Consider the following 19,126-nt stretch of genomic DNA (forward strand, 5'->3'; position numbering starts at 1 on the left):
GCGAATTTGAACGATTTCCCGCAATAGTTGCCGTAACGACACGCAATCGCCTCGCAATTCGCCATCGGGCTTGCAAAACCCCCTCATCCGCTGCTCAATTCGCCGAATGAACGAACCGAACGAACGGCTCCTCAAGGCTATCGATGACCGGGCCGATGATCTGGTTGCACTGACTGCGGATCTGATCCGCTTTCCGACCATCAATCCGCCCGGCGAAGCCTATCGGCCATGTGCCGAATATATCGGCGCGCGGCTGAAGAAGCGTGGTTTTGAGATCGAATTCATCCGTGCCGAAGGCACGCCCGGCGACACTGACCGTTACCCGCGCGTCAACGTCGTCGCCCGTTTCGATGGCCGGGCGCCGGGTGCTTGCGTGCACTTCAATTCGCACATCGACGTCGTCGAGCCCGGCGACGGCTGGAGCCTCGATCCGTTCGCCGGCATCGTCAGGGATGGCAAGGTCTATGGCCGCGGCGCATGCGACATGAAAGGCGGGCTTGCCGCCTCGATCATCGCCGCTGAAGCCTTCATGGAGGTCTTTCCCGATTTTCCCGGCGCCATCGAGATTTCAGGCACGGTCGACGAGGAGTCCGGCGGCTTTGGCGGCGTCGCGCATCTGGCCAAGCTCGGCTATTTCTCCAGGCCGAAGGTCGACCACGTCATCATTCCCGAGCCGCTCAACAAGGATCGCATCTGCCTTGGCCATCGCGGCGTCTGGTGGGCGGAGATCGAGACCAAGGGCGAGATCGCGCACGGCTCGATGCCGTTCCTCGGCGACAACGCAGTGCGCCATATGGGCGCCGTGCTGCGGGCCTTCGAGGATGAGCTGTTTCCGGCGCTCGACCGCAAGATGACGCGCATGCCGGTCGTGCCCGAAGGCGCAAAGCGCTCGACCATGAACATCAACTCGATCCATGGCGGCCAGACGGAGGATTTCCGGCCCGGCCTGCCCTCGCCCAACGTGCCCGATTCCTGCCGGCTGACCATCGACCGCCGCTTTCTGCTCGAAGAGGATCTCGCTACGGTCAAGAGCGAGGTGACCGATATCCTGGAACGGCTGAAGCGCGAGCGCAAAAAGTTCGATTACGAGATCCGCGATCTGATGGAGGTGCTGCCGCTGATGACCGAGCGCGACGCACCGGTGGTGAAGGCGGTCGCGAAAGGCATCATGGAGATATTCGACCGCGAGCCGGATTACGTGATTTCGCCCGGCACCTACGACCAGAAGCACATCGCCCGTATCGGCCACATCTATGACTGCATCGCCTATGGCCCGGGCATCCTCGATCTCGCCCACCGGCCCGATGAATGGGTCGGCATTGCCGACATGCTGGACTCGGCAAAGGTGATGGCCATCGGCCTCGACGTTCTGCTGAGGGACGCCGGCCCGCTATGAGCCGGCCATGGGCGAAAAAACATTCCTCCCGGCGACGGCGGACGGTACGAAACGCAATTTACTCGGCGGCGAATTCACGCTTCTATCCGCCCGGGTTTGAGCACGTGTTTTAGCATATGGGGAGTTGCACGATGAAATTGTGGAAAACCATTCTGGCCGCTGCGGCGCTGGCGTTGGCCGCCGGAACCTCGGCGATGGCCGCGCGCACCGACCTGGTCATCGGCATTACGCTCGAACCCCCGCATCTCGATCCGACCGCGGGCGCCGCGGCGGCGATCGACGAGGTGCTCTATGCCAATGTCTTCGAGGGCCTGACCCGCATCGGCCCGAACGGCGAGGTGCTGCCCGATCTCGCCGAAAGCTGGAGCATTTCCGACGACGGCAAGGTCTACACTTTCAAGCTGCATACAGGCGTGAAATTCCATGACGGCAGCGACTTCAACGCCGACGACGTGAAATTCTCGCTCGATCGTGCCCGCGCCGACAATTCCGTCAACGCGCAAAAGAGCCTGTTCGCCGCCATCGACAAGGTCGAGGTCGTCGATCCCGCGACGGTGAATGTCACGCTGAAGAACCCGCAAGGCTCGTTCCTCTACAATATGGGCTGGGGCGACGCGGTTATCGTCGCGCCTGAGACAGCCGACACCAACAAGGAAAAACCGATCGGCACCGGCCCGTTCAAATTCCAGAACTGGGCCAAGGGCTCGTCGATCACGCTGGTCAAGTCGGACAATTACTGGGGCGCCCCGGTGTTCCTCGACAAGGCCGAGTTCCGCATCATTCCGGATGCCGCCGCCGCCGTTCCGGCGCTGCTTTCCGGCGACGTTCAGGCCTTTCCGTTCTTCGACCCCGACAGCGTCGCCCAGGTCAAGGACGACCCGCGCTTCAAGGTGGTGATCGGCTCGACCGAGGGTGAAACCATCCTGTCGATCAACAACAAGAAGCCGCCCTTCGACAAGCTGCAGGTCAGGCAGGCGATTTCCTTTGCGCTCGATCGCAAGGCGATCATCGACGGCGCCTCGGCCGGCCTCGGCGTGCCGATCGGCTCGCACATGTCGCCCGCCAGCAAGGCCTATGTCGACCTCACCGGCCTCTACCCGCACAATGTGGAGAAAGCCAAGGAGTTGCTGAAGGAAGCCGGCCTGGAGAATGGCTTCAAGGCGACGCTGAAGCTGCCGCCGCCCTCCTATGCGCGGCTTGGTGGCGAGATCATCGCCTCCGAGCTTCGCGAAATCGGCATCGATCTCGAGATCATACCGGTCGAATGGGCGCAGTGGCTGGACCAGGTCTTCACCAAGAAGGATTACGACCTGACCATCGTTTCCCACACCGAGCCTAACGACATCGATATCTATTCGCGCAAGGACTATTACTTCAACTACGACAACCCGGCCTTCGACAAGATCATCGACGAGCTGAACCTTACCTCCGACGAGGCCAAGCGCATGACGCTGCTCGGCGAGGCGCAGAAGGTCCTGGCCGATGACGCCGTGGTCGGCTTCCTCTACGAACTGCCGAAGGTCGGCGTCTGGGACGCCAAACTGCAGGGCCTGTGGGAAAATGCCCCGATCCAGGCCAATGACCTGACCAAGGTGAAGTGGACGGATTGATCGCTGACAGAAAGGCGAAAGTTGCACTCCGTCCCACCCCCCTCTGTCCTGCCGGACATCTCCCCCTCAAGGGGGGAGATTGAGCCCTCATCGCCGCTTTCGCTAACCACTAGCGTTGCAAGGACAGTGCCAGCGTGGAAACTGCCAATCTCCCCCCTCGAGGGGGAGATGTCCGGCAGGACAGAGGGGGGTGGGCGGGAACGCTACCTTCGCCCAGTGCTTGCATCAGGCAGCTCATGACCGCCTACCTCCTCAAGCGGCTCGCCATCGCCGTCGTCACGCTGGTTCTGGCCTCGATGGTGGTCTTTGCCGTGCTGGAGATCATTCCCGGCGACCCGGCGCGGCTGATGCTTGGCCTGAACGCCAGCGCCGACCAGATCGAATTGCTGCGCAACCAGATGGGCCTCAACGCTCCCGTCATGCTGCGCTATCTGCATTGGGCCGGCGGCTTGCTGAGCCTCGATTTCGGCCGTTCCTACACCTATTCGGTGCCGGTCATCGATCTGGTCCGCGAGCGCCTCGTCGTCTCGCTGCCGCTGGCACTGATGGCGCTGGCGCTGTCCACAGTCATTGCCATTCCGGTCGGGCTGTTTTCCGCCAGCAGACGCGGCCGGGCCGGCGACACGATTGCGATGGGCGCCGCCCAGCTTGGCGTCGCCGTGCCCAACTTCTGGTTCGCGCTGATGCTCATCTATCTGTTCGCCGTCTGGCTGCGGCTGGTGCCGGGCGGCGGTTTTCCTGGCTGGAGCGCCGGTGTCTGGCCGGCGCTGAAGTCGCTGCTCCTGCCGGCAGTCGCTCTCGCTCTGCCGCAGGCGGCGATCCTCGCCCGGGTCACCCGCTCGGCGCTGATCGAAGTGCTGAACGAGGACTACATCCGAACCGCCCGCGCCAAGGGCCTGCCCTATCGGCTTGTCTTGTGGCGGCATGCGCTGCGCAACGCCATGATCCCGGTGGTCACCATTTTAGGCCTGCAATTCGCCTTCCTGCTTGCCGGCACCATCATCATCGAGAACGTCTTCTACTTGCCCGGCCTCGGCCGCCTGGTGTTCCAGGCGATCAACCAGCGTGACCTGATCGTGGTCGAGAGCGTCGTCATGCTGCTGGTTGCAGCCGTCATCGTCGTCAATTTCGTTGTCGACCTCTCCTATGCAGTGGTCGATCCGCGCCTGAGAGGCCGGCAATGACGCTGCACATCGACATCCCCGACGAGAATCTTGCCGGCATCCTGGCCAAGGCGTTCAAAAACCGTTCGTTCCTTGCCGGCTTCGCCATCACCGCACTGGTGGCCGCGGTCGCGATCCTCTCCTTCTTCTGGACGCCTTACGATGTCACCAAACTGGTCATATCCGACAAGACCCAGGCGCCGTCGCTGGCGCACTGGTTCGGCACCGACCATTTCGGTCGCGACATCCTGTCGATGATCATGGTCGGCGCCCGCAACTCGATTGCCGTGGCGCTGGTGGCGGTCGGCATCGGCATGGGCATCGGCGTGCCGCTCGGCGCCTTTGCCGCGGCGCGTGGCGGCATCGTCGACGACGTGCTGATGCGGCTGAACGACCTGGTCTTCGCCTTTCCGGCGCTGCTTTCGGCAATCATGATCACCGCCATCTTCGGGCCGGGCGCGTTCAACGCCATCATTGCCATCGGCATCTTCAACATCCCGGTATTCGCGCGCGTCGCCCGGGCCGCCGCCCTGGCGATCTGGCCGCGCGAATTCATCCTCGCCGCCCGCGCCGCCGGCAAGAGCAGGACGCTGATCAGCATCGAACATGTGCTGCCCAACATCGCCACGCTGCTCCTGGTGCAAGGCACCATCCAGTTCGCGCTGGGCATACTGGCCGAAGCAGGGCTTTCCTATGTCGGGCTGGGCACCCAGCCGCCAATGCCGAGCTGGGGCCGCATGCTGTTCGACGCCCAGACCCGCATGGTGGTGGCGCCGTGGATGGCGATCTTTCCCGGCATGGCGATCGTCATCACCGTGCTTGGCTTGAACCTGCTTGGTGACGGCATTGCCGACATTCTCGATCCGAAATCGCGGCGGCAGCGATGAGCCTGCTCGAAATCGACAAGCTGTCGCTGACCATCGGCGGCACGCCCATCCTCAGGGACATCGAACTTTCCGTCGCGCCCGGCGAAGTCATGGGGCTGGTCGGCGAATCCGGCTCCGGCAAGTCGATGACGGCGCTCGCGGTGATGCAGTTGCTGCCCTGGGCGGCGCACGCCAGCGGACGCGTCACCTTCGACGGCATCGACATCCTGGCGGCGAGCGAGGACCAGATGTGCGCGCTGCGCGGCGACGACATCGGCATGGTGTTCCAGGAGCCGATGACGGCGCTCAATCCGGTCAAGACCATCGGCGAGCAGGTCGCCGAGGGTATTCGCTGGCACACCAGGGCGAGCCGCGGCGACGCCGAGGAACGGGCGCGAAAAATGCTGGACCGGGTCGGCCTGCCGGCGGCGCAGTTCCCGCTGTCGCGTTATCCGCACGAGTTGTCCGGAGGCCAGCGCCAGCGCGTCGTCATCGCCATCGCCTGTGCGCTGAAACCCAAGCTGTTGATCGCCGACGAGCCGACGACCGCGCTCGACGTGGTGCTGCAGGCGCAGATCCTCGACCTGCTGCGCGACCTCGTAGCGGAAAACCGCATGGGCCTGCTGCTGATCTCGCACGACCTCGCCGTGGTGACCGAGATGGCGGACCGCATCACCATCCTGCGCCATGGCGAGGTGATGGAGGCCGGCGACACGGCGCGCATTCTGTCCGGACAGCTTCATCCCTATACGCGCCAGCTGGCGCAGGCCTCGATGCATGTGCCCGCGCGGGCTAGGCACAGCGTCGGCCAAGGAAAACCTCTGGTTGAGGTAGAGAGCGTGACGCGCGACTATCCGGCACGGCGCATATCGCTGCTCAAGCGAGGGGCTCCCATCCGCGCCGTCGACGATGTTTCCTTCTCCATGGCGCCCGGCCAGTCGGTGGCGTTGGTCGGGCGCTCCGGTTGCGGCAAGTCGACGCTTGCCCGCATGGTCCTGGCGCTGGACAGGCCGACATCAGGGACAATCCGCTTCCGCGGCGACACCCTCACCGGCAAGAGCGAGGCGGAGCTGAAGCCGGCGCGGCGCGACATGCAGGTCGTGTTCCAGGACCCGTACGGCTCGTTCGACCCACGCCAGAAGGTCGAGAGATTGGTGGCCGAGCCGCTGCATGTGCTGGAGAAGAGGCCGGCGCCCGCCGCGCGGCGCGAGATGGTGGCGTATGCGCTGCACGAGGTCGGCCTCTCACCAGGCGACATGGACAAATACCCGCATGAGTTTTCGGGCGGCCAGCGCCAGCGCCTTTCGATCGCCCGCGCCATCATCACGCGGCCGAAACTGGTCGTCGCCGACGAGCCGGTCTCGGCGCTCGACGTCTCGATCCGCGCGCAGATCCTCGATTTGTTCGCCGAGCTCAACCAAAAACTCGGCATCGCCTATCTGTTCATCACCCATGATCTGACCGTCGCCCGCGCCATCACCGACGAGGTGATGGTCATGCATGACGGCAAGATCGTCGAGCGCGGCAGGACGAACGAAGTGCTCGACCACCCGCAGTCCGAGGCGGCCAAGGCGCTGGTCACTGCTGCTCCAGACCTGCACCGGGCGATTGCAAAACGGCTGCACGAACAGGGCTGAGCAGCAAGGGGCACGGGCCTTCCGATCTCCCACTGTGGGGTCCGAAGGACGGGGCGAGACCGGTGGCTCGCCCCACGAGGAGGCTCCGGTGGTTGGCGACGTGGTGGAGACGACTGTTTGTGGCCAGCCTATGAAAGTAGAAAAAATATGGGGCCATTGGGCCGATCGCCGATCGCGCAACCCGGACCTGATCGTCCCTTTGCGCGCGAAGGAGATTTAGCGAACTTAGGTTTGGAAATTGCGGTATTAATGTATGTTTTCTGCCTCGCCCGTTCGGCTTTGTCCTGCCGCGTATTCTCCGCATCGTCGCGCTTAAGCTAAGCAAAACGACTGGCAGCAACGGATAGCCCCCAAACACACGAGAGCTTGGCGCTCCAACAAAGCCGTAACTAATCACCACTCGCGCCTTCCGCATCACGCCGGCGTCTGTAGTAAAGGTAACCTTAAAGTGAGAAAACTACCCTACAAGAAAGGCACCCTATTTGCCATTCCGTTGAGATCAGGTGGCTATGGGCTTGGCTTGGTAGCTCATATGGCCCCAATGGGAAAGATTATTCTAGCATATCTATTTGGACCAATGCGTCTGGAATTGCCAAAGGCGGATGAATTAAATGACCTTAGTCCAGATAATGCAGTCAGGTGCCTACGGTGTGGCGATCTCGGTTTAATAAATGGAACTTGGCCAATTATTGGTCAAATGAAGAGCTGGGCAGAAGACAAATGGCCTATGCCAACCTTCGTTCACAAAGAAAGCCTTTCCAACCGAATTCTTATTCGAAAATACTCAGAGTCTGATCCATCGAAGCTAGAGAGCCAAACTAGCGTAGCTTCGGCGGGCGATTTGGAGCAGGACGGTTTACACGGATATCAAGCCGTCGAATTGATTCTGATCGAGCAGCTGAAACCCCATTGATCAAGGAATGACGGTAACGATGTGAATTACGAATTACGGTGACTCCCACTAGCCGGCCTCTCGTCAATGCCGCGCGGAACTTTTTTGGCGGCGTCAGCGGCTAATTTGCATCGGGCGGACTATTCATCCGGGGAGGAGCCCCACGACTAGTGAAGGAGGGATGTCACTGGGTTGTTTGGTGGAGAACAATAAAGACTATAACTCGCTTATGAATGTAATCGGCCCGAATAAGGTGGGTAGCGCGAGTTTACAGGTAAATGATTTCCCAATTGGTCCGTGAGGAGTTGCCATCATGCATTTTAAAATAGCATTGAAAATTGCCGGATTTGTTGCAATTTTGGTTTTCGGAGGATCGGCCTGTACTGTGCCATCAACTCCTGAGATACTGAACTGTTCAAATGGAATCTTTGCAGATAATTGGCCGTTCACTTGGCGAGCAGTTGAGGAGAAATGTATATCACGCGTAACCTCGGAAATTGCGAAGGAGTTCATAGACTGGAATACGAAATATGAAGAATTTAATGAGGATACTGGTGCACTTTACCTTTTTATATGGACGAGATTGATTGATAAGAATCTTGCGACTCCATTGCAATTGGACGAGAGAACGAAAGATTTTGATCAAGTAACTCGATCGCTTACGGACTCTTATGTTGGCATTTACGACGATATTGAAAAATTGCAGGAAGAATTGAAAATGTCTTTGGCCCAAAAAGGAGGCGGGGATGCGAATTCGCTCTATGCGATAAGGCTTTTAGGTTTGGTTCGAATTGAGCACGCGCGGCCCACCATTTTGTTCCTGAAGAGTCTGGTTGATCTTGACACCCACACCATTAAGGTCACGGGACAATACGGGGAAGAGATTGTAGAAATGCAAGAGTTGTTGGATTATCGGGCCAGTGCACAAGGTCGTTAGTTGCCATTCACAGATCCTAGTTATGACGCGGGTCATTACTTAGTGGCCGCTATTGTGCGGCAGGAACTGGAGAGAATTTCGCAATTTCGGTGCACTTTTATCGCGTTCGCCCGGCTATCATTGCACGTAGATTGACCACATGGCCCGCCTTGCCCGCATAGCGGCGTCCGGCTTCTACAACATCGGCCAGCTCACCTCCACCAACCCTGGGGCAACGCAAGGCAACAAGTATGACGGCTTTGGCAAGCTCGCCCGCCGGGACGTCACGCTGGGCACGCTGACCCACACCACGACCAGCGTGCGCGATGCCTCCGGCCAGACGGGTTGTTGATAATACGGAGCTCGATATACGGTGGACGTAACTGTTACAGGTCCGGCCGGCACCGTTGAGGTTCGCACCGGGTGGATTTTTAGCCCCCGGTTCAAACGTCCCGTCGCTGATGACACTATTCGTGAAGTAGAGTCCCGCTATGAAACCAAAGATCAACGACGTTGTGAGATTGATTTGTGATATGCCGGGAGAATCCCTTCAGGCCGGAGCGTTAGGAGTCGTTGTTGAAGAGCATTCTTATCCCGAGGAGGCATACGAGATTGAATTCAGTAGCGAAAATGGGAAGACCATCGCTCAATTAGCCTTACTTCCAAACCAGTTCGTACTGATTGCTGTGTAAGGAATTACAGCGCACTCTTTTCCATATCTCCTCTCCGAATTACGACATGATCCGGAATTACGCACTACGGTCGCATTACGAATTACGGTGACACCCATTAGCCGGCGGCTCGTCAAGAGCACGAAGCCGTAGGGCACGGTTTTTGATGACTGAGTTCAAGATCATACCTTTCACAGGCGCCGGGGAAATAGAGTTTGGAATGTCCCCGAATCAGATTAGACGGCGTCTTGGGACAAATTTTCGAACATTCAAACGATCTATCAGGGATACGTTTCCTTGCGACTATTTCGAAAATATTGGGGTATTTTGTTACTATAGTAAATCCGGAAAATTGAACGCGGTCGAGTTCACGAGTCCTGCCGCTCCTTCTCTGAATGGGGTTCGATTTCTAGGAACAGGGTTTGAAATCGCGAAACGTGCACTTATTTCATTGGGCCAAGAAATCGAAGAAGAAATTGATGGGGCAATCGCTCTTAGCCTAGGGGTTAGTATTTATGCCCCGTTGGCAAAAGAAGATTCCATGGCGCCCGTCGAGACAGTGCTAATCTTTCAAAAAGGATACTACCAATAGCAGCAAGGTATACAAATTTGCCAATCCGTTGGCAGCGCAAGCTGCCAATCCAGGGTTCGACCGGCGACAATGGCGGACATTAGAATGGCTAAGAAGGCAGCGAAACGGTGCGTCGGAGACCCTGCAAAGCCAAATCCCACAAAGGAGGCGATAACCTCCTTCTGTTCCAACCGACTAACAGGAGTGGCTAGTGGTCGACCTATCGATGCTCGAGTGGTTGGAGGAGTGGTACCAAGGGCAGTGCAACGGCGATTGGGAACACCAATACGGCGTAAAAATTGATACGATCGACAATCCTGGATGGGAAGTTTCAATAGATTTGCGCGGGACGCAGCTCCAGGGAAGAAATTTTACAGACGTAAGCTTTCAGTATGACGACGAGATAGATTGGTTTCATGTAACCGTAAAGGACGATACCTTCAAGGGACACGGAGGGGCAAGGAACTTATCGAGCATTATTGGAGAGTTTAAGAAGTTTGCGATGGGTGCGCCAAGGTAAGCAGAGCAATCAGATATTTAGAGAATTTTTCGCCAGATGTACAAAACGGGAATTGCGATGACAGTGCTGGACTGCACCCCGTAAGTGAGACACGGCAATTTCAGTGACAGGTTATGCTGGAGGATGGCCTATTACAGACAAAATGACGCTCAGAACGTCAGCAGTCAGCCGATGACTCAGTCTTGCGACTTGACCACATCGGCCGGGCTGATGTCGAGCAGGTCGAGCGTGCGGTGCAACAGCTGCATTTCGCTCCCGGCGAGTTGCGAATCGGCCTTGGCGATTTCGGCCATGTGGCGGGCGAGCAGCTTGCGCCGTTCGACGTCGAGGTCGCGGAACTGCGCGACGGCCTGCGAGCCGTTGGTCTCGTAGCCGAATTCGTTGAGATATTCGATGACGCTGTCGATGCTGGTTTCGGGAATGCCGAAGGCGTCCCGGCAGATACGCCTGAAGGCGGTCATTTCGCTTTCGCTGACCGACCCGTCGGCGAGGATCATACGGAACAGCATGAGCAGCTCCGCCGACAGCACCGGATCGTCCGCGACCTTGCGCACGCCGGGGTCGCCGTCGAAGATCGAGCGTATCTGGTCCAGCAATCCCATCGCCATCAGCCCCTTCCGATTCGTTCGGAAGGTAGCGCGGAATCGGATTTGCGCAAACGGGGTGCGATGGTGGAAAAGCCCCGCTGCGTGCGCTCATTGGTGTGTGACCGCGCGCCTGATACTATGCCGCTGTACGAATCATGTTGAGGAGGGACCGAACATGAATCTCAGTGCGCCTACCCAGCTTATTTTCATTATATCCCTTGTTATCGCCATTATCGGCGTTCTCGCCGCGCTTGGCGTCCTTGCGTTCATCCCTTTAGCTGCTGTGTGGATTGTCGTCATCGCTTACATCGTGCTGGCCGCCGGCTGCCTGATGCGCGGCGCCTAAACACGTCCAGACAATTCATAATCTCCGGCAAGTCGGCGCGCCCGGCCAAACGCCGGGCGCTTTTGATTCCGACGGATGGTCTGTTAAAGTCGCGTGGCGGAAGGAAAGCGCATGCCCGACAGCGAAGACGGCAGCCGCCACGAAAGCCCAGGCCTCGATCGGTTCGAGATGGTGCGGCGCGCGCCGAGCCATCGGCTTCAGGGCGTCGTCACCGACATGTGCGGCTTTCGCGAAACCATGCCAGGCCATTTCCGCGCCATCGAATATGCCTCGCTGACCGTGCCGCTGGTCATCAGCTTTGCCGAACCCTTTGCCATCGGGCTCGGCCATGACCCGGGCGACAATGACCGCTTCGCCAGTTTTGCCGCCGGCCTCTACGCCGGGCCGGTGGTGATCGAATCCTGCGGCGGCACCTGCTGTGTGCAGATCAATTTCACCCCGCTCGGCGCTCGCCGCTTCTTCGGCCGGCCGATGAGCGAACTGACCGACCGCATGGTCGGCCTGGATGACGTGCTCGGCGTTGACGGCATTGCACTTCGCGAAAGGCTCGGCAATGCGCCGGATTGGAGCTCACACTTTGCCATCGCCGAAGCCTTCGTCGGTGATCGATTGGCAACCGCAGACCGCACTCAGGCCGAAATGGTCTGGGCCTATGAGACGATCGTCTCGACGCGTGGCCGGACCCGCATCTCGACGCTGGCCGAAAAGCTTGGCTGGAGCCGCAAGCATCTTGCCGGAAAATTTTCGGACGCGATCGGAACCGGCCCAAAAACGCTGTCGCGCATCGTCCGCTTCAACCATGCGCTTGGCCTGTCGAGACAGGCGAACAGCGCTTGGGCCGACATCGCCGCCGGCTGCGGCTATGCCGACCAGGCGCATCTGGTGCGCGAGTTCCGCGACCTCGCAGGCGTCACGCCGACCACTGTCGCCGCGAGGTAACATTTCTTCAAGACGCGCAACCGGCCTTCGCGCAGACTGGGTTGATCGACCAACCCGTTGAAGGAGATCAGCCATGCCGAACACCACCGAACCACCGCGGCTTTATCCGGCGCTGCGCTACAGAAATGCCGGCAACATGATCGACTGGCTGTGCGAGGCCTTCGGCTTCAGCGTTCGCGCCCGCCATGGCGAAGGCGACGTGGTGCACCACGCCGAACTCGCATTCGGCTCTTCGATCATCATGCTCGGCACGGCGCGCGACGATGCCTATGGCAAGATGGTCGGCGCGCCGGGTTCGGGTGGCGGCAAGTCGATCTACGTTGCGGTCGCTGACGCAGACGCGGCATACGCGCGGGCAAAGACCGCCGGCGCCGAGATTCTGGAAGAGCTCACCGACCGCGACTATGGCAGCCGCGAATTCATCTGCCGCGATCCGGAAGGCAACGTCTGGTCGTTCGGCACCTACTGGCCGAAGGCCAGCGAGAAAGCATGATCCCGAAAAGTGGAGACCGGTTTTCGGACAAGATCATGCTCAAGCAAAGTATCTAACGCGCCAGCCCAAAAATCGCGTCGCAGTCGAGGTGGGTTTCCAGTTCGGCTGCGATCTCGTCCAGTGCCCGTTCGACCTCGGCGCGGTAGTCGATGCCGCCGCCTTTGACGCCGAGGCTTTCGAGGAATTTCGCCCGGAAGGCGTCGGCGGAAAACAGCCCGTGCATATAGGTGCCCGATACCTTGCCGTCGGCCGAGATGGCGCCGTCATCGACGCCGTTGATAACGGCGGACGGCCGCAGCGTGTCGGGACCGGTGGTGCGGCCGAGATGGATTTCGTAGCCCTCGAGCGGCAGATCGAACGGCACCGAGCGCGCGCTGATATTGCGCACCGTCTTTTCCGGCTCCATCACTGTTTCGACGTTGAGCAGGCCAAGCCCTTGTGTGTCGGTAACGCTGCCCTCGATGCCGTCGGGATCGCGCACGCTACGGCCGAGCATCTGGAAGCCACCGCAAATGCCGACGATATGGCCACCGCGTTTCCTGTGCGCGGCAAGGTCGCGGTCCCAGCCGTTCTCACGGAATTTCAGGAGATCGCCGATCGTCGACTTCGAGCCGGGAATGACCACCAGCCCTGCATCCTGCGGCAAGCGCTGGCCAGGCGGCACGAACACCACCTCGACCTGCGGTTCGGCCTTGAGCGGGTCGAGATCGTCGAAATTGGCGATGCGCGAGAGCACCGGCACGGCGATCTTCAGCGCGCGCTTCTCGCCGGACGCCAGTCGCTCGAGCACGACGGAATCTTCCGACGGCAGCCGCGCCGCCGCCTTCAGCCACGGCACGACGCCAAAACAGCGCCAACCGGTGAATTTTTCGATCGCCTCGATGCCATCGTCGAACAGCGAGACATCGCCGCGGAACTTGTTGATGAGATAGCCGACGATCATGCGCCGGTCGTCGTCCGGCAGGATCAGATGGGTGCCCGCGACCGAGGCGATGACGCCGCCGCGATCGATATCGCCGACCAGGATCACCGGCACGCCGGCGCGCGTCGCAAAGCCCATATTGGCAATGTCACGGCTCCTGAGATTGATCTCGGCCGGCGAGCCGGCGCCCTCGACGATGACCAGATCGGCGCCCTCGCCGACCTTTGCCCAAGAGTCCAGCACCGCATCCATCAGCCGGGCCTTCAGCGCCTGGTAGTCGCGCGCCCGCGCTTCGCCGAACACCTTGCCCTGCACGACGACTTGAGCGCCGACATCGGTCTGCGGCTTGAGCAGCACCGGATTCATGTGGACGGTCGGCGCCACGCCGCAGGCGATCGCCTGCAGCCATTGGGCGCGGCCGATCTCGCCGCCGCCTGAATCGCCCGGAATATCGGCGACGGCCGCGTTGTTGGACATGTTCTGCGGCTTGAACGGCCGCACTTTCAAGCCGCGCTTCTTCGCCGCGCGGCAGAGGCCGGCAACGAGCACCGTCTTGCCGACATCCGAACCCGTGCCCTGCAGCATGATCGCTTTGGCCATGTCAGTCCCTGCCCTGCGCAACGGTTGCGGTGATCGTCGACTTGGCCGCCAGCGGCCCACCACGCCAGAGATAGAGCGCCAGCAGCGGCTCCTTGCCGGTGCGCATGGCGTGGCTGACGTCAGAGGCATGATGGATCACCTCGCCCGGCGCTCGAAGGTGAAAACCGCCATCGCCCATGCGCCATTCGGTGCCGCCGGTCAGCGGGATGTAGATCTCCTCCGCGACATGGTGATGATCGGGGTAGACGATGTCGGGTCCAAGGATCAGCAGGCCGGCCGCAACCTCTTCATTGACGAAATGGCCGCGTGTACCGAACACCTCCAGCCAGCCGTAATTGTCGATGAAAACCTTGCCGAAATCCGCCTCGCCATAGGTTTGCCCCCAGCGCAGATCGCCGCGACGCTCCGCAACCAGCCGCGCCAGCGGCTTGGCCGCAGCGGGAGCGAGTTCGACGATACGGTCGAGCTGAAGGAGACAAGGCAGTGCATGCGGTTCGAGCGGCCGGCCCGGCATGTCCCAGCCGATCCGGGCCACGGCGTCGCGCACCAGCGCATTATCGAACGTCTGGAGATAGGCATGGAAGCATCCAAGCAGTTCGTCGAAATTTGTCGTCACACTTTGCTCCAAAGCGCATTCGCGCACAGCGGCTGCGCAGATAGTTGGATCTAGACGGATCGGGTTGCGCGGCGGCATCATTGGTCTAGATTGGACGGCGCGCAAAGCCAAAAACGACAGGCCAGCAGGCCGGAAACATCAGGGAGCACGCCATGGACGCCGCTGTCGATGCGGGCACCAGCCAGTTCGAACTCAACGAAGACCAGCGCGCCATCCAGGAGATGGCGCAAGCCTTCGCCGCCGACCGTGTGGCGCCGAACGCACTCGACTGGGATCGCAACAAGCATTTCCCCGCCGATGTGATCCGCGAGACAGGTCCGCTCGGCCTTGGCGGCATCTATGTCCGCGACGACGTCGGCGGCTCGGGGCTCGGCCGGCTCGACGCCGTGCTGATCTTCGAGGCGCTTTCGCGTGCCGATCCGGCGTTTTCCGCCTTCATCTCGATCCACAACATGGCGGCATCGATGATCGACCGCTTCGGCAGCGACGAGCAACGTCGGCGCTTCCTGCCGAAGCTGACCTCGATGGAATGGCTGGCCAGCTACTGCCTGACCGAGCCGGGTTCGGGATCCGATGCCGCGGCGCTGAAGACGCGTGCGGTCAAAAGCGGCGGCGACTATGTGCTGAACGGCGCCAAGCAGTTTATCTCCGGTGCCGGCGACAGCGACCTCTATGTCGTCATGGCGCGCACCGGCGCCGACGGGCCGAAAGGCATTTCCACCTTCGTCGTGCCGAACGATGCGCCCGGCCTTTCCTTCGGCGCCAACGAGCGCAAGATGGGCTGGCACATGCAGTCGACCCGCCAGGTCGTCTTCGAGGACTGCAAGGTGCCGGCGGAAAACCTGCTGTCGGTCGAGGGCGCCGGTTTCGGCATCGCCATGGCCGGGTTGGACGGCGGCCGGTTGAACATCGCTGCCTGCTCGCTCGGCGGCGCGCAATCGGCGCTCGACAAGGCACTCGCCTACACCGCCGAACGCAAGGCTTTCGGCTCGAAGATCAACCAGTTCCAGGCGCTGCAGTTCAAGCTCGCCGACATGGAGACCGAACTGCAGGCAGCGCGCGTCTTCCTCTACACCGCCGCCTCGAAGCTCGACCGCAACGCGCCGGATGCCTCGAAATGGTCGGCGATGGCCAAGCGCTTCGTCACCGACACCGGCTTCAACGTCGCCAACGACGCCCTGCAGCTGCATGGCGGCTATGGTTACCTGCACGACTACGGCATCGAGAAGCTGGTGCGGGACCTGCGTGTCCACCAGATCCTCGAAGGCACCAACGAGATCATGCGCGTCATCATCGCTCGCGCGCTGATCGGACGATAGAGAATTTAGTGAATAGTGAATGGTGAATGGTGAATGGTGAGTCTATCATATAGACCATGAGTAATACATGATCCCTACTGACTACTGACTACTGACTACTGACTACTGACTATTCACTATTCACTATTCACTATTCTACTCACGGAGCGCCATTATGACCACCATCGCCTTCATCGGCCTCGGCAATATGGGCAATCCGATGGCCGCCAACCTGGTCAAGGCCGGATATGCCGTGCACGGCTTCGACCTGGTGCCGGAGAACCTCGTCATTGCCAGGGAGCACGGCGTCGTCGTCATGGCCAATGCCGTTGCGGCGGTGAAGGATGCCGATGCGGTCATCACCATGTTGCCGGCCGGCAAGCATGTTCTGTCGGTTTACGCAGACATCGCGGCCAAGGCGAAAAAAGGTGCGCTGTTCATCGATTCCTCGACCATCGATGTCGAGTCGGCCCGAAAGGCCCATGCCATCGCCGCCAAGCACGGATTGCTGACGATCGACGCGCCGGTCTCCGGCGGCACGGGCGGTGCGGCGGCCGGCACGCTGACCTTCATGGCCGGCGGTTCGAAGGAGGCCTTCGCCAAGGCCGAACCAATCCTCAAGCCGATGGCCGGCCGCATCGTTCATTGCGGCGACGACGGCGCAGGACAGGCGGCGAAGATCTGCAACAATATGATTTTGGGCATTTCGATGATCGGCGTTGCCGAGGCCTTCGTGCTGGCGGAAAAGCTCGGCCTGTCGCACCAGGCGCTGTTCGACGTCGCCTCGACCTCGTCCGGCCAGTGCTGGTCGCTGACCACCTACTGCCCGGTGCCCGGCCCGGTGCCGACATCGCCCGCCAACAATGGCTATAAGCCTGGCTTCGCGGCGGCACTGATGCTGAAGGACCTCAAACTGTCGCAGGAGGCCGCACAGAGCGTCGGTGCGGCAACGCCGCTCGGCGCCGAGGCAGCCCAGCTCTATGCGCTGTTCAACGCACAAGGGAATGCCGGCGCGGATTTTTCCGGCATCATTAATTTCCTCCGTGGTAACCCGGCGTAAGCTCCAAGTTCACAGGTTTCGATCTGCCCAAAGCGGAAAGCCGGCAAATTTAGATTTGCTTAAGCTCTTGCTAACCCTGCAGTAACGATATGCGTTTAAAACGGATTGCGAGGCGGACATCCGCCCGGCGCTCCGGATCAGGTCTCGCGTACCGGAGCCCGTAAGTTTCGCCGTTAGTTTCGCAAGTGTATTGTTGGCGAAGCGCCATGCGTATCTGGCAAAGCCGCGTTCCGATGGAGCGCGGTTTTTGCGTTTCGCATTCTTCAAGGACAATGAGGCGATCGCCCTGGCGCGTCTCCAGATGATCGTCGGCGTCGTGGCTGCTGTCCTGAGCTACGTCGACCCACAGGTGGTCGCGCCCCAACCCCCCCAGCGCGTCGGTGCCATGGCTCATCGGTCAGCTACGCTACTTGCGTGCGAGCACGACGTGGGCCTCTTGGGGGAACATCAGCTCCCCTTCAGTTGAATAGATTGCCAGCGAAAAATTTAGATCACCGGTGATCGCTGCGATGACTGCTTCCCGATGTCCGGCATCCATTCCGCTGACCAGCCCGGCCTGCGGAGTCGCCGCCAATTGTAGTCGCACATATTCCCTCGACGAGGGAAATCGGATGTTCTGTGTCGTCGTGTGGATGGTCACCTGACGAAATCCCGCCTCGGCCACCAATCGGTAAAGCTCGTCCGCATCAGCGAGTGAATGCTCAGACCTTTTCGTTGCCGAAGCGCCTGGACCGAGGTGTCGATCCAAGGCATCCGCCAGCGCCTTCGCCGCAGGAGTGTGCTCAATAGCGCTGAAAACGTTTAAAGCCAGTCGGCCGTCAGGCACCAGAACCCGGAACATCTCACGGAGCGCACTAGATCGATCCGGAAAAAACTGCAGTCCGAGCTGGCAAAGAACCAGATCGAAGGCGGAGTCAGGGAACGGCATTTCGAGCGCGCTTCCCTCGTGCCAGTCGATACGCGCTCCAGCGCCTCTCGGGAGCGACCGAGCAACGGCGAGCATGCCCGTATTGATGTCGAGGCCGACGACCTGCCCACTTCCCATACGCTCGGCAGCCGAGCGTGCCACCACGCCGGTGCCGCAAGCTACGTCCAGAATCCGCTCACCAGATTGAGGCGCAGCACGATCCATCAGGTCCGCAGCCCACAGGGCTGTGATTGCCGGGACTAGGTAGCGCTCGTAGAGGTCCGCGGCGCTGCCTTCCAGCTGCCACTGCTCCTGTTTGGCCATAGTGTCCCTCCCGCACAACGATCTCGGGCAACGGGCCCGATCGGCGCTTCAGCAGCCATCATAAAGCGCGTGTCTGTCGACTAGCAACCGGGCAATGGAAACCGGCAGGGTGCTATTCTTCTCGTTCCGTATCACAACGGTCTTACACCATCCGCCCCAAGTAGAATCAAACACACATTCCACTGTGCACTCCACGCGCGGCATCTCGCCAATATTTACGAGGCCGATATCCACGAGTTTGTAGCGAGCGATTGCCTTTGGATATTTCCTGAAAACACTCTCAATTTCTGCCACGAAGCCCTTGTGCTCTTCTGGAACCGGCCTTTTGAAAGGTGTTTTGGCGTGCTGCGCAAGACATACAGTGATGACCGATTGCATAACCAAGGCTAGGATCAAAGAAATGGTGCGCATCAACTGTCTCCAATACGCCTTACGTGGAGAGATGTTTTGATGGTGGATGGCCGCAACTCCGGGACGGGGGGAGGCCGTATCGAGGGTAGTCTGCGTCAAACATGGCCCACCATCGCCCGTGTAATCGTTGCACGGGCAGTTGCCGTGCGCCTCTATGTGCGCGTTGCAAGGGTTCCCGAACCCAAACCCATCATCAGGTAAAGTTACTCCCGCCCGCGCCAGTAGCGCCGCGGCTTCTTTCCGCGCGCTAATGATCAAGAACGCGGCCTTTTCCAGGGCTTCCGATTGTTCGCGCGTGAGACCTTCCCGAGACAGATATTTAAAGATCCTCGTCTGGCGAACTCTTCGCATGAAGCGGCATTCAATCTCCGGGCGCCCGAT

General features: G+C 60.3%; 21 protein-coding genes and 1 pseudogene. 15 read left to right on the top strand and 7 right to left on the bottom strand.

Annotation, left to right across the window (positions count from 1 at the left end):
• Positions 1–106 precede the first annotated feature (106 nt).
• From NKI70_RS23080 to NKI70_RS23125, 10 genes are all read left to right on the top strand, one after another.
• On the top strand, positions 107–1,396 hold the full coding sequence (locus tag NKI70_RS23080) for an acetylornithine deacetylase/succinyl-diaminopimelate desuccinylase family protein (RefSeq protein WP_352724929.1): 1,290 nt from the start codon (positions 107–109) through the stop codon (positions 1,394–1,396).
• Positions 1,397–1,527: 131 nt separating this feature from the next.
• Positions 1,528–3,006, top strand: a complete 1,479-nt coding sequence (locus NKI70_RS23085; RefSeq protein ID WP_352635601.1) for an ABC transporter substrate-binding protein — start codon at positions 1,528–1,530, stop codon at positions 3,004–3,006.
• Between the two features lie 236 nt (positions 3,007–3,242).
• A complete protein-coding gene (locus NKI70_RS23090; RefSeq protein ID WP_352635603.1) occupies positions 3,243–4,190 on the top strand; it encodes an ABC transporter permease in 948 nt (315 codons plus the stop codon).
• Positions 4,187–5,056, top strand: coding sequence for an ABC transporter permease (locus NKI70_RS23095; protein ID WP_023676471.1), 870 nt, complete (start codon positions 4,187–4,189; stop codon positions 5,054–5,056). Before NKI70_RS23090 ends, NKI70_RS23095 begins: the two co-directional genes overlap by 4 nt.
• Positions 5,053–6,672 carry an ABC transporter ATP-binding protein gene (locus NKI70_RS23100; RefSeq protein WP_352724930.1) on the top strand — a complete coding sequence of 540 codons (1,620 nt, stop codon included), beginning with the start codon at positions 5,053–5,055 and terminating at the stop codon, positions 6,670–6,672. Before NKI70_RS23095 ends, NKI70_RS23100 begins: the two co-directional genes overlap by 4 nt.
• A gap of 448 nt (positions 6,673–7,120) precedes the next feature.
• Positions 7,121–7,585: an Imm26 family immunity protein gene (locus NKI70_RS23105; RefSeq protein ID WP_352724931.1), complete on the top strand. Its 465-nt coding sequence runs from the start codon at positions 7,121–7,123 to the stop codon at positions 7,583–7,585.
• A 292-nt stretch (positions 7,586–7,877) separates the two neighbouring features.
• Entirely contained in the window at positions 7,878–8,501 is a 624-nt protein-coding gene (locus NKI70_RS23110) for a DNA polymerase Y subunit UmuC family protein (protein WP_352724932.1), read from the top strand.
• A gap of 139 nt (positions 8,502–8,640) precedes the next feature.
• Positions 8,641–8,832, top strand: a complete 192-nt coding sequence (locus NKI70_RS23115; protein WP_023676475.1) for a hypothetical protein — start codon at positions 8,641–8,643, stop codon at positions 8,830–8,832.
• 139 nt (positions 8,833–8,971) lie between these two features.
• Positions 8,972–9,172, top strand: a complete 201-nt coding sequence (locus NKI70_RS23120; protein WP_352700619.1) for a DUF4926 domain-containing protein — start codon at positions 8,972–8,974, stop codon at positions 9,170–9,172.
• Between the two features lie 761 nt (positions 9,173–9,933).
• Complete coding sequence (locus tag NKI70_RS23125) at positions 9,934–10,242, top strand: immunity 53 family protein (protein WP_352724933.1); 309 nt, start codon at positions 9,934–9,936, stop codon at positions 10,240–10,242.
• Between the two features lie 176 nt (positions 10,243–10,418).
• On the opposite strand, the gene NKI70_RS23130 is transcribed toward NKI70_RS23125, so the two are convergent.
• Entirely contained in the window at positions 10,419–10,850 is a 432-nt protein-coding gene (locus NKI70_RS23130; protein ID WP_352724934.1) for a tellurite resistance TerB family protein, read from the bottom strand.
• A gap of 154 nt (positions 10,851–11,004) precedes the next feature.
• Between NKI70_RS23130 and NKI70_RS23135 the strand changes: the two genes are divergently transcribed.
• The 3 genes from NKI70_RS23135 (at position 11,005) to NKI70_RS23145 (ending at position 12,607) form a co-directional block, all read left to right on the top strand.
• Positions 11,005–11,175: a hypothetical protein gene (locus tag NKI70_RS23135; RefSeq protein ID WP_352451984.1), complete on the top strand. Its 171-nt coding sequence runs from the start codon at positions 11,005–11,007 to the stop codon at positions 11,173–11,175.
• A gap of 111 nt (positions 11,176–11,286) precedes the next feature.
• Entirely contained in the window at positions 11,287–12,114 is an 828-nt protein-coding gene (locus tag NKI70_RS23140; protein WP_352724935.1) for a helix-turn-helix domain-containing protein, read from the top strand.
• Positions 12,115–12,187: 73 nt separating this feature from the next.
• Positions 12,188–12,607, top strand: a complete 420-nt coding sequence (locus NKI70_RS23145) for a VOC family protein (protein WP_352724936.1) — start codon at positions 12,188–12,190, stop codon at positions 12,605–12,607.
• Positions 12,608–12,659: 52 nt separating this feature from the next.
• Here the strand turns inward: NKI70_RS23145 and NKI70_RS23150 are convergent, their stop codons facing one another.
• Together NKI70_RS23150 and NKI70_RS23155 are read right to left on the bottom strand one after the other, a co-directional pair.
• Positions 12,660–14,129 carry a cobyric acid synthase gene (locus NKI70_RS23150; RefSeq protein WP_352700621.1) on the bottom strand — a complete coding sequence of 490 codons (1,470 nt, stop codon included), beginning with the start codon at positions 14,127–14,129 and terminating at the stop codon, positions 12,660–12,662.
• Between the two features lies 1 nt (position 14,130).
• On the bottom strand, positions 14,131–14,745 hold the full coding sequence (locus NKI70_RS23155; protein ID WP_352700622.1) for a dimethylsulfonioproprionate lyase family protein: 615 nt from the start codon (positions 14,743–14,745) through the stop codon (positions 14,131–14,133).
• Between the two features lie 152 nt (positions 14,746–14,897).
• On the opposite strand from NKI70_RS23155, the gene NKI70_RS23160 reads away from it, so the two are divergent.
• On the top strand, positions 14,898–16,064 hold the full coding sequence (locus NKI70_RS23160; RefSeq protein WP_352700623.1) for an isobutyryl-CoA dehydrogenase: 1,167 nt from the start codon (positions 14,898–14,900) through the stop codon (positions 16,062–16,064).
• Between the two features lie 154 nt (positions 16,065–16,218).
• Positions 16,219–17,103, top strand: a complete 885-nt coding sequence (mmsB, locus tag NKI70_RS23165) for a 3-hydroxyisobutyrate dehydrogenase (RefSeq protein WP_352624624.1) — start codon at positions 16,219–16,221, stop codon at positions 17,101–17,103.
• 70 nt (positions 17,104–17,173) lie between these two features.
• On the opposite strand, the gene NKI70_RS23170 is transcribed toward mmsB, so the two are convergent.
• From NKI70_RS23170 to NKI70_RS23185, 4 genes and pseudogenes are all read right to left on the bottom strand, one after another.
• A complete protein-coding gene (locus tag NKI70_RS23170) occupies positions 17,174–17,497 on the bottom strand; it encodes a hypothetical protein (protein ID WP_352644766.1) in 324 nt (107 codons plus the stop codon).
• Positions 17,498–17,509: 12 nt separating this feature from the next.
• Positions 17,510–18,334 (bottom strand): class I SAM-dependent methyltransferase, encoded by an 825-nt coding sequence (locus NKI70_RS23175; protein ID WP_352587688.1) that lies wholly within the window; start codon positions 18,332–18,334, stop codon positions 17,510–17,512.
• A 48-nt stretch (positions 18,335–18,382) separates the two neighbouring features.
• Positions 18,383–18,745: a hypothetical protein gene (locus NKI70_RS23180; RefSeq protein ID WP_352644895.1), complete on the bottom strand. Its 363-nt coding sequence runs from the start codon at positions 18,743–18,745 to the stop codon at positions 18,383–18,385.
• Positions 18,746–18,829: 84 nt separating this feature from the next.
• Positions 18,830–19,096: pseudogene (locus NKI70_RS23185) on the bottom strand (DUF6422 family protein); the annotation flags it as partial.
• Between the last annotated feature and the right edge of the window lie 30 nt (positions 19,097–19,126).

Origin of the sequence: Mesorhizobium sp. M0500 (assembly GCF_040321165.1) — a bacterium.
Taxonomy (GTDB): domain Bacteria; phylum Pseudomonadota; class Alphaproteobacteria; order Rhizobiales; family Rhizobiaceae; genus Mesorhizobium.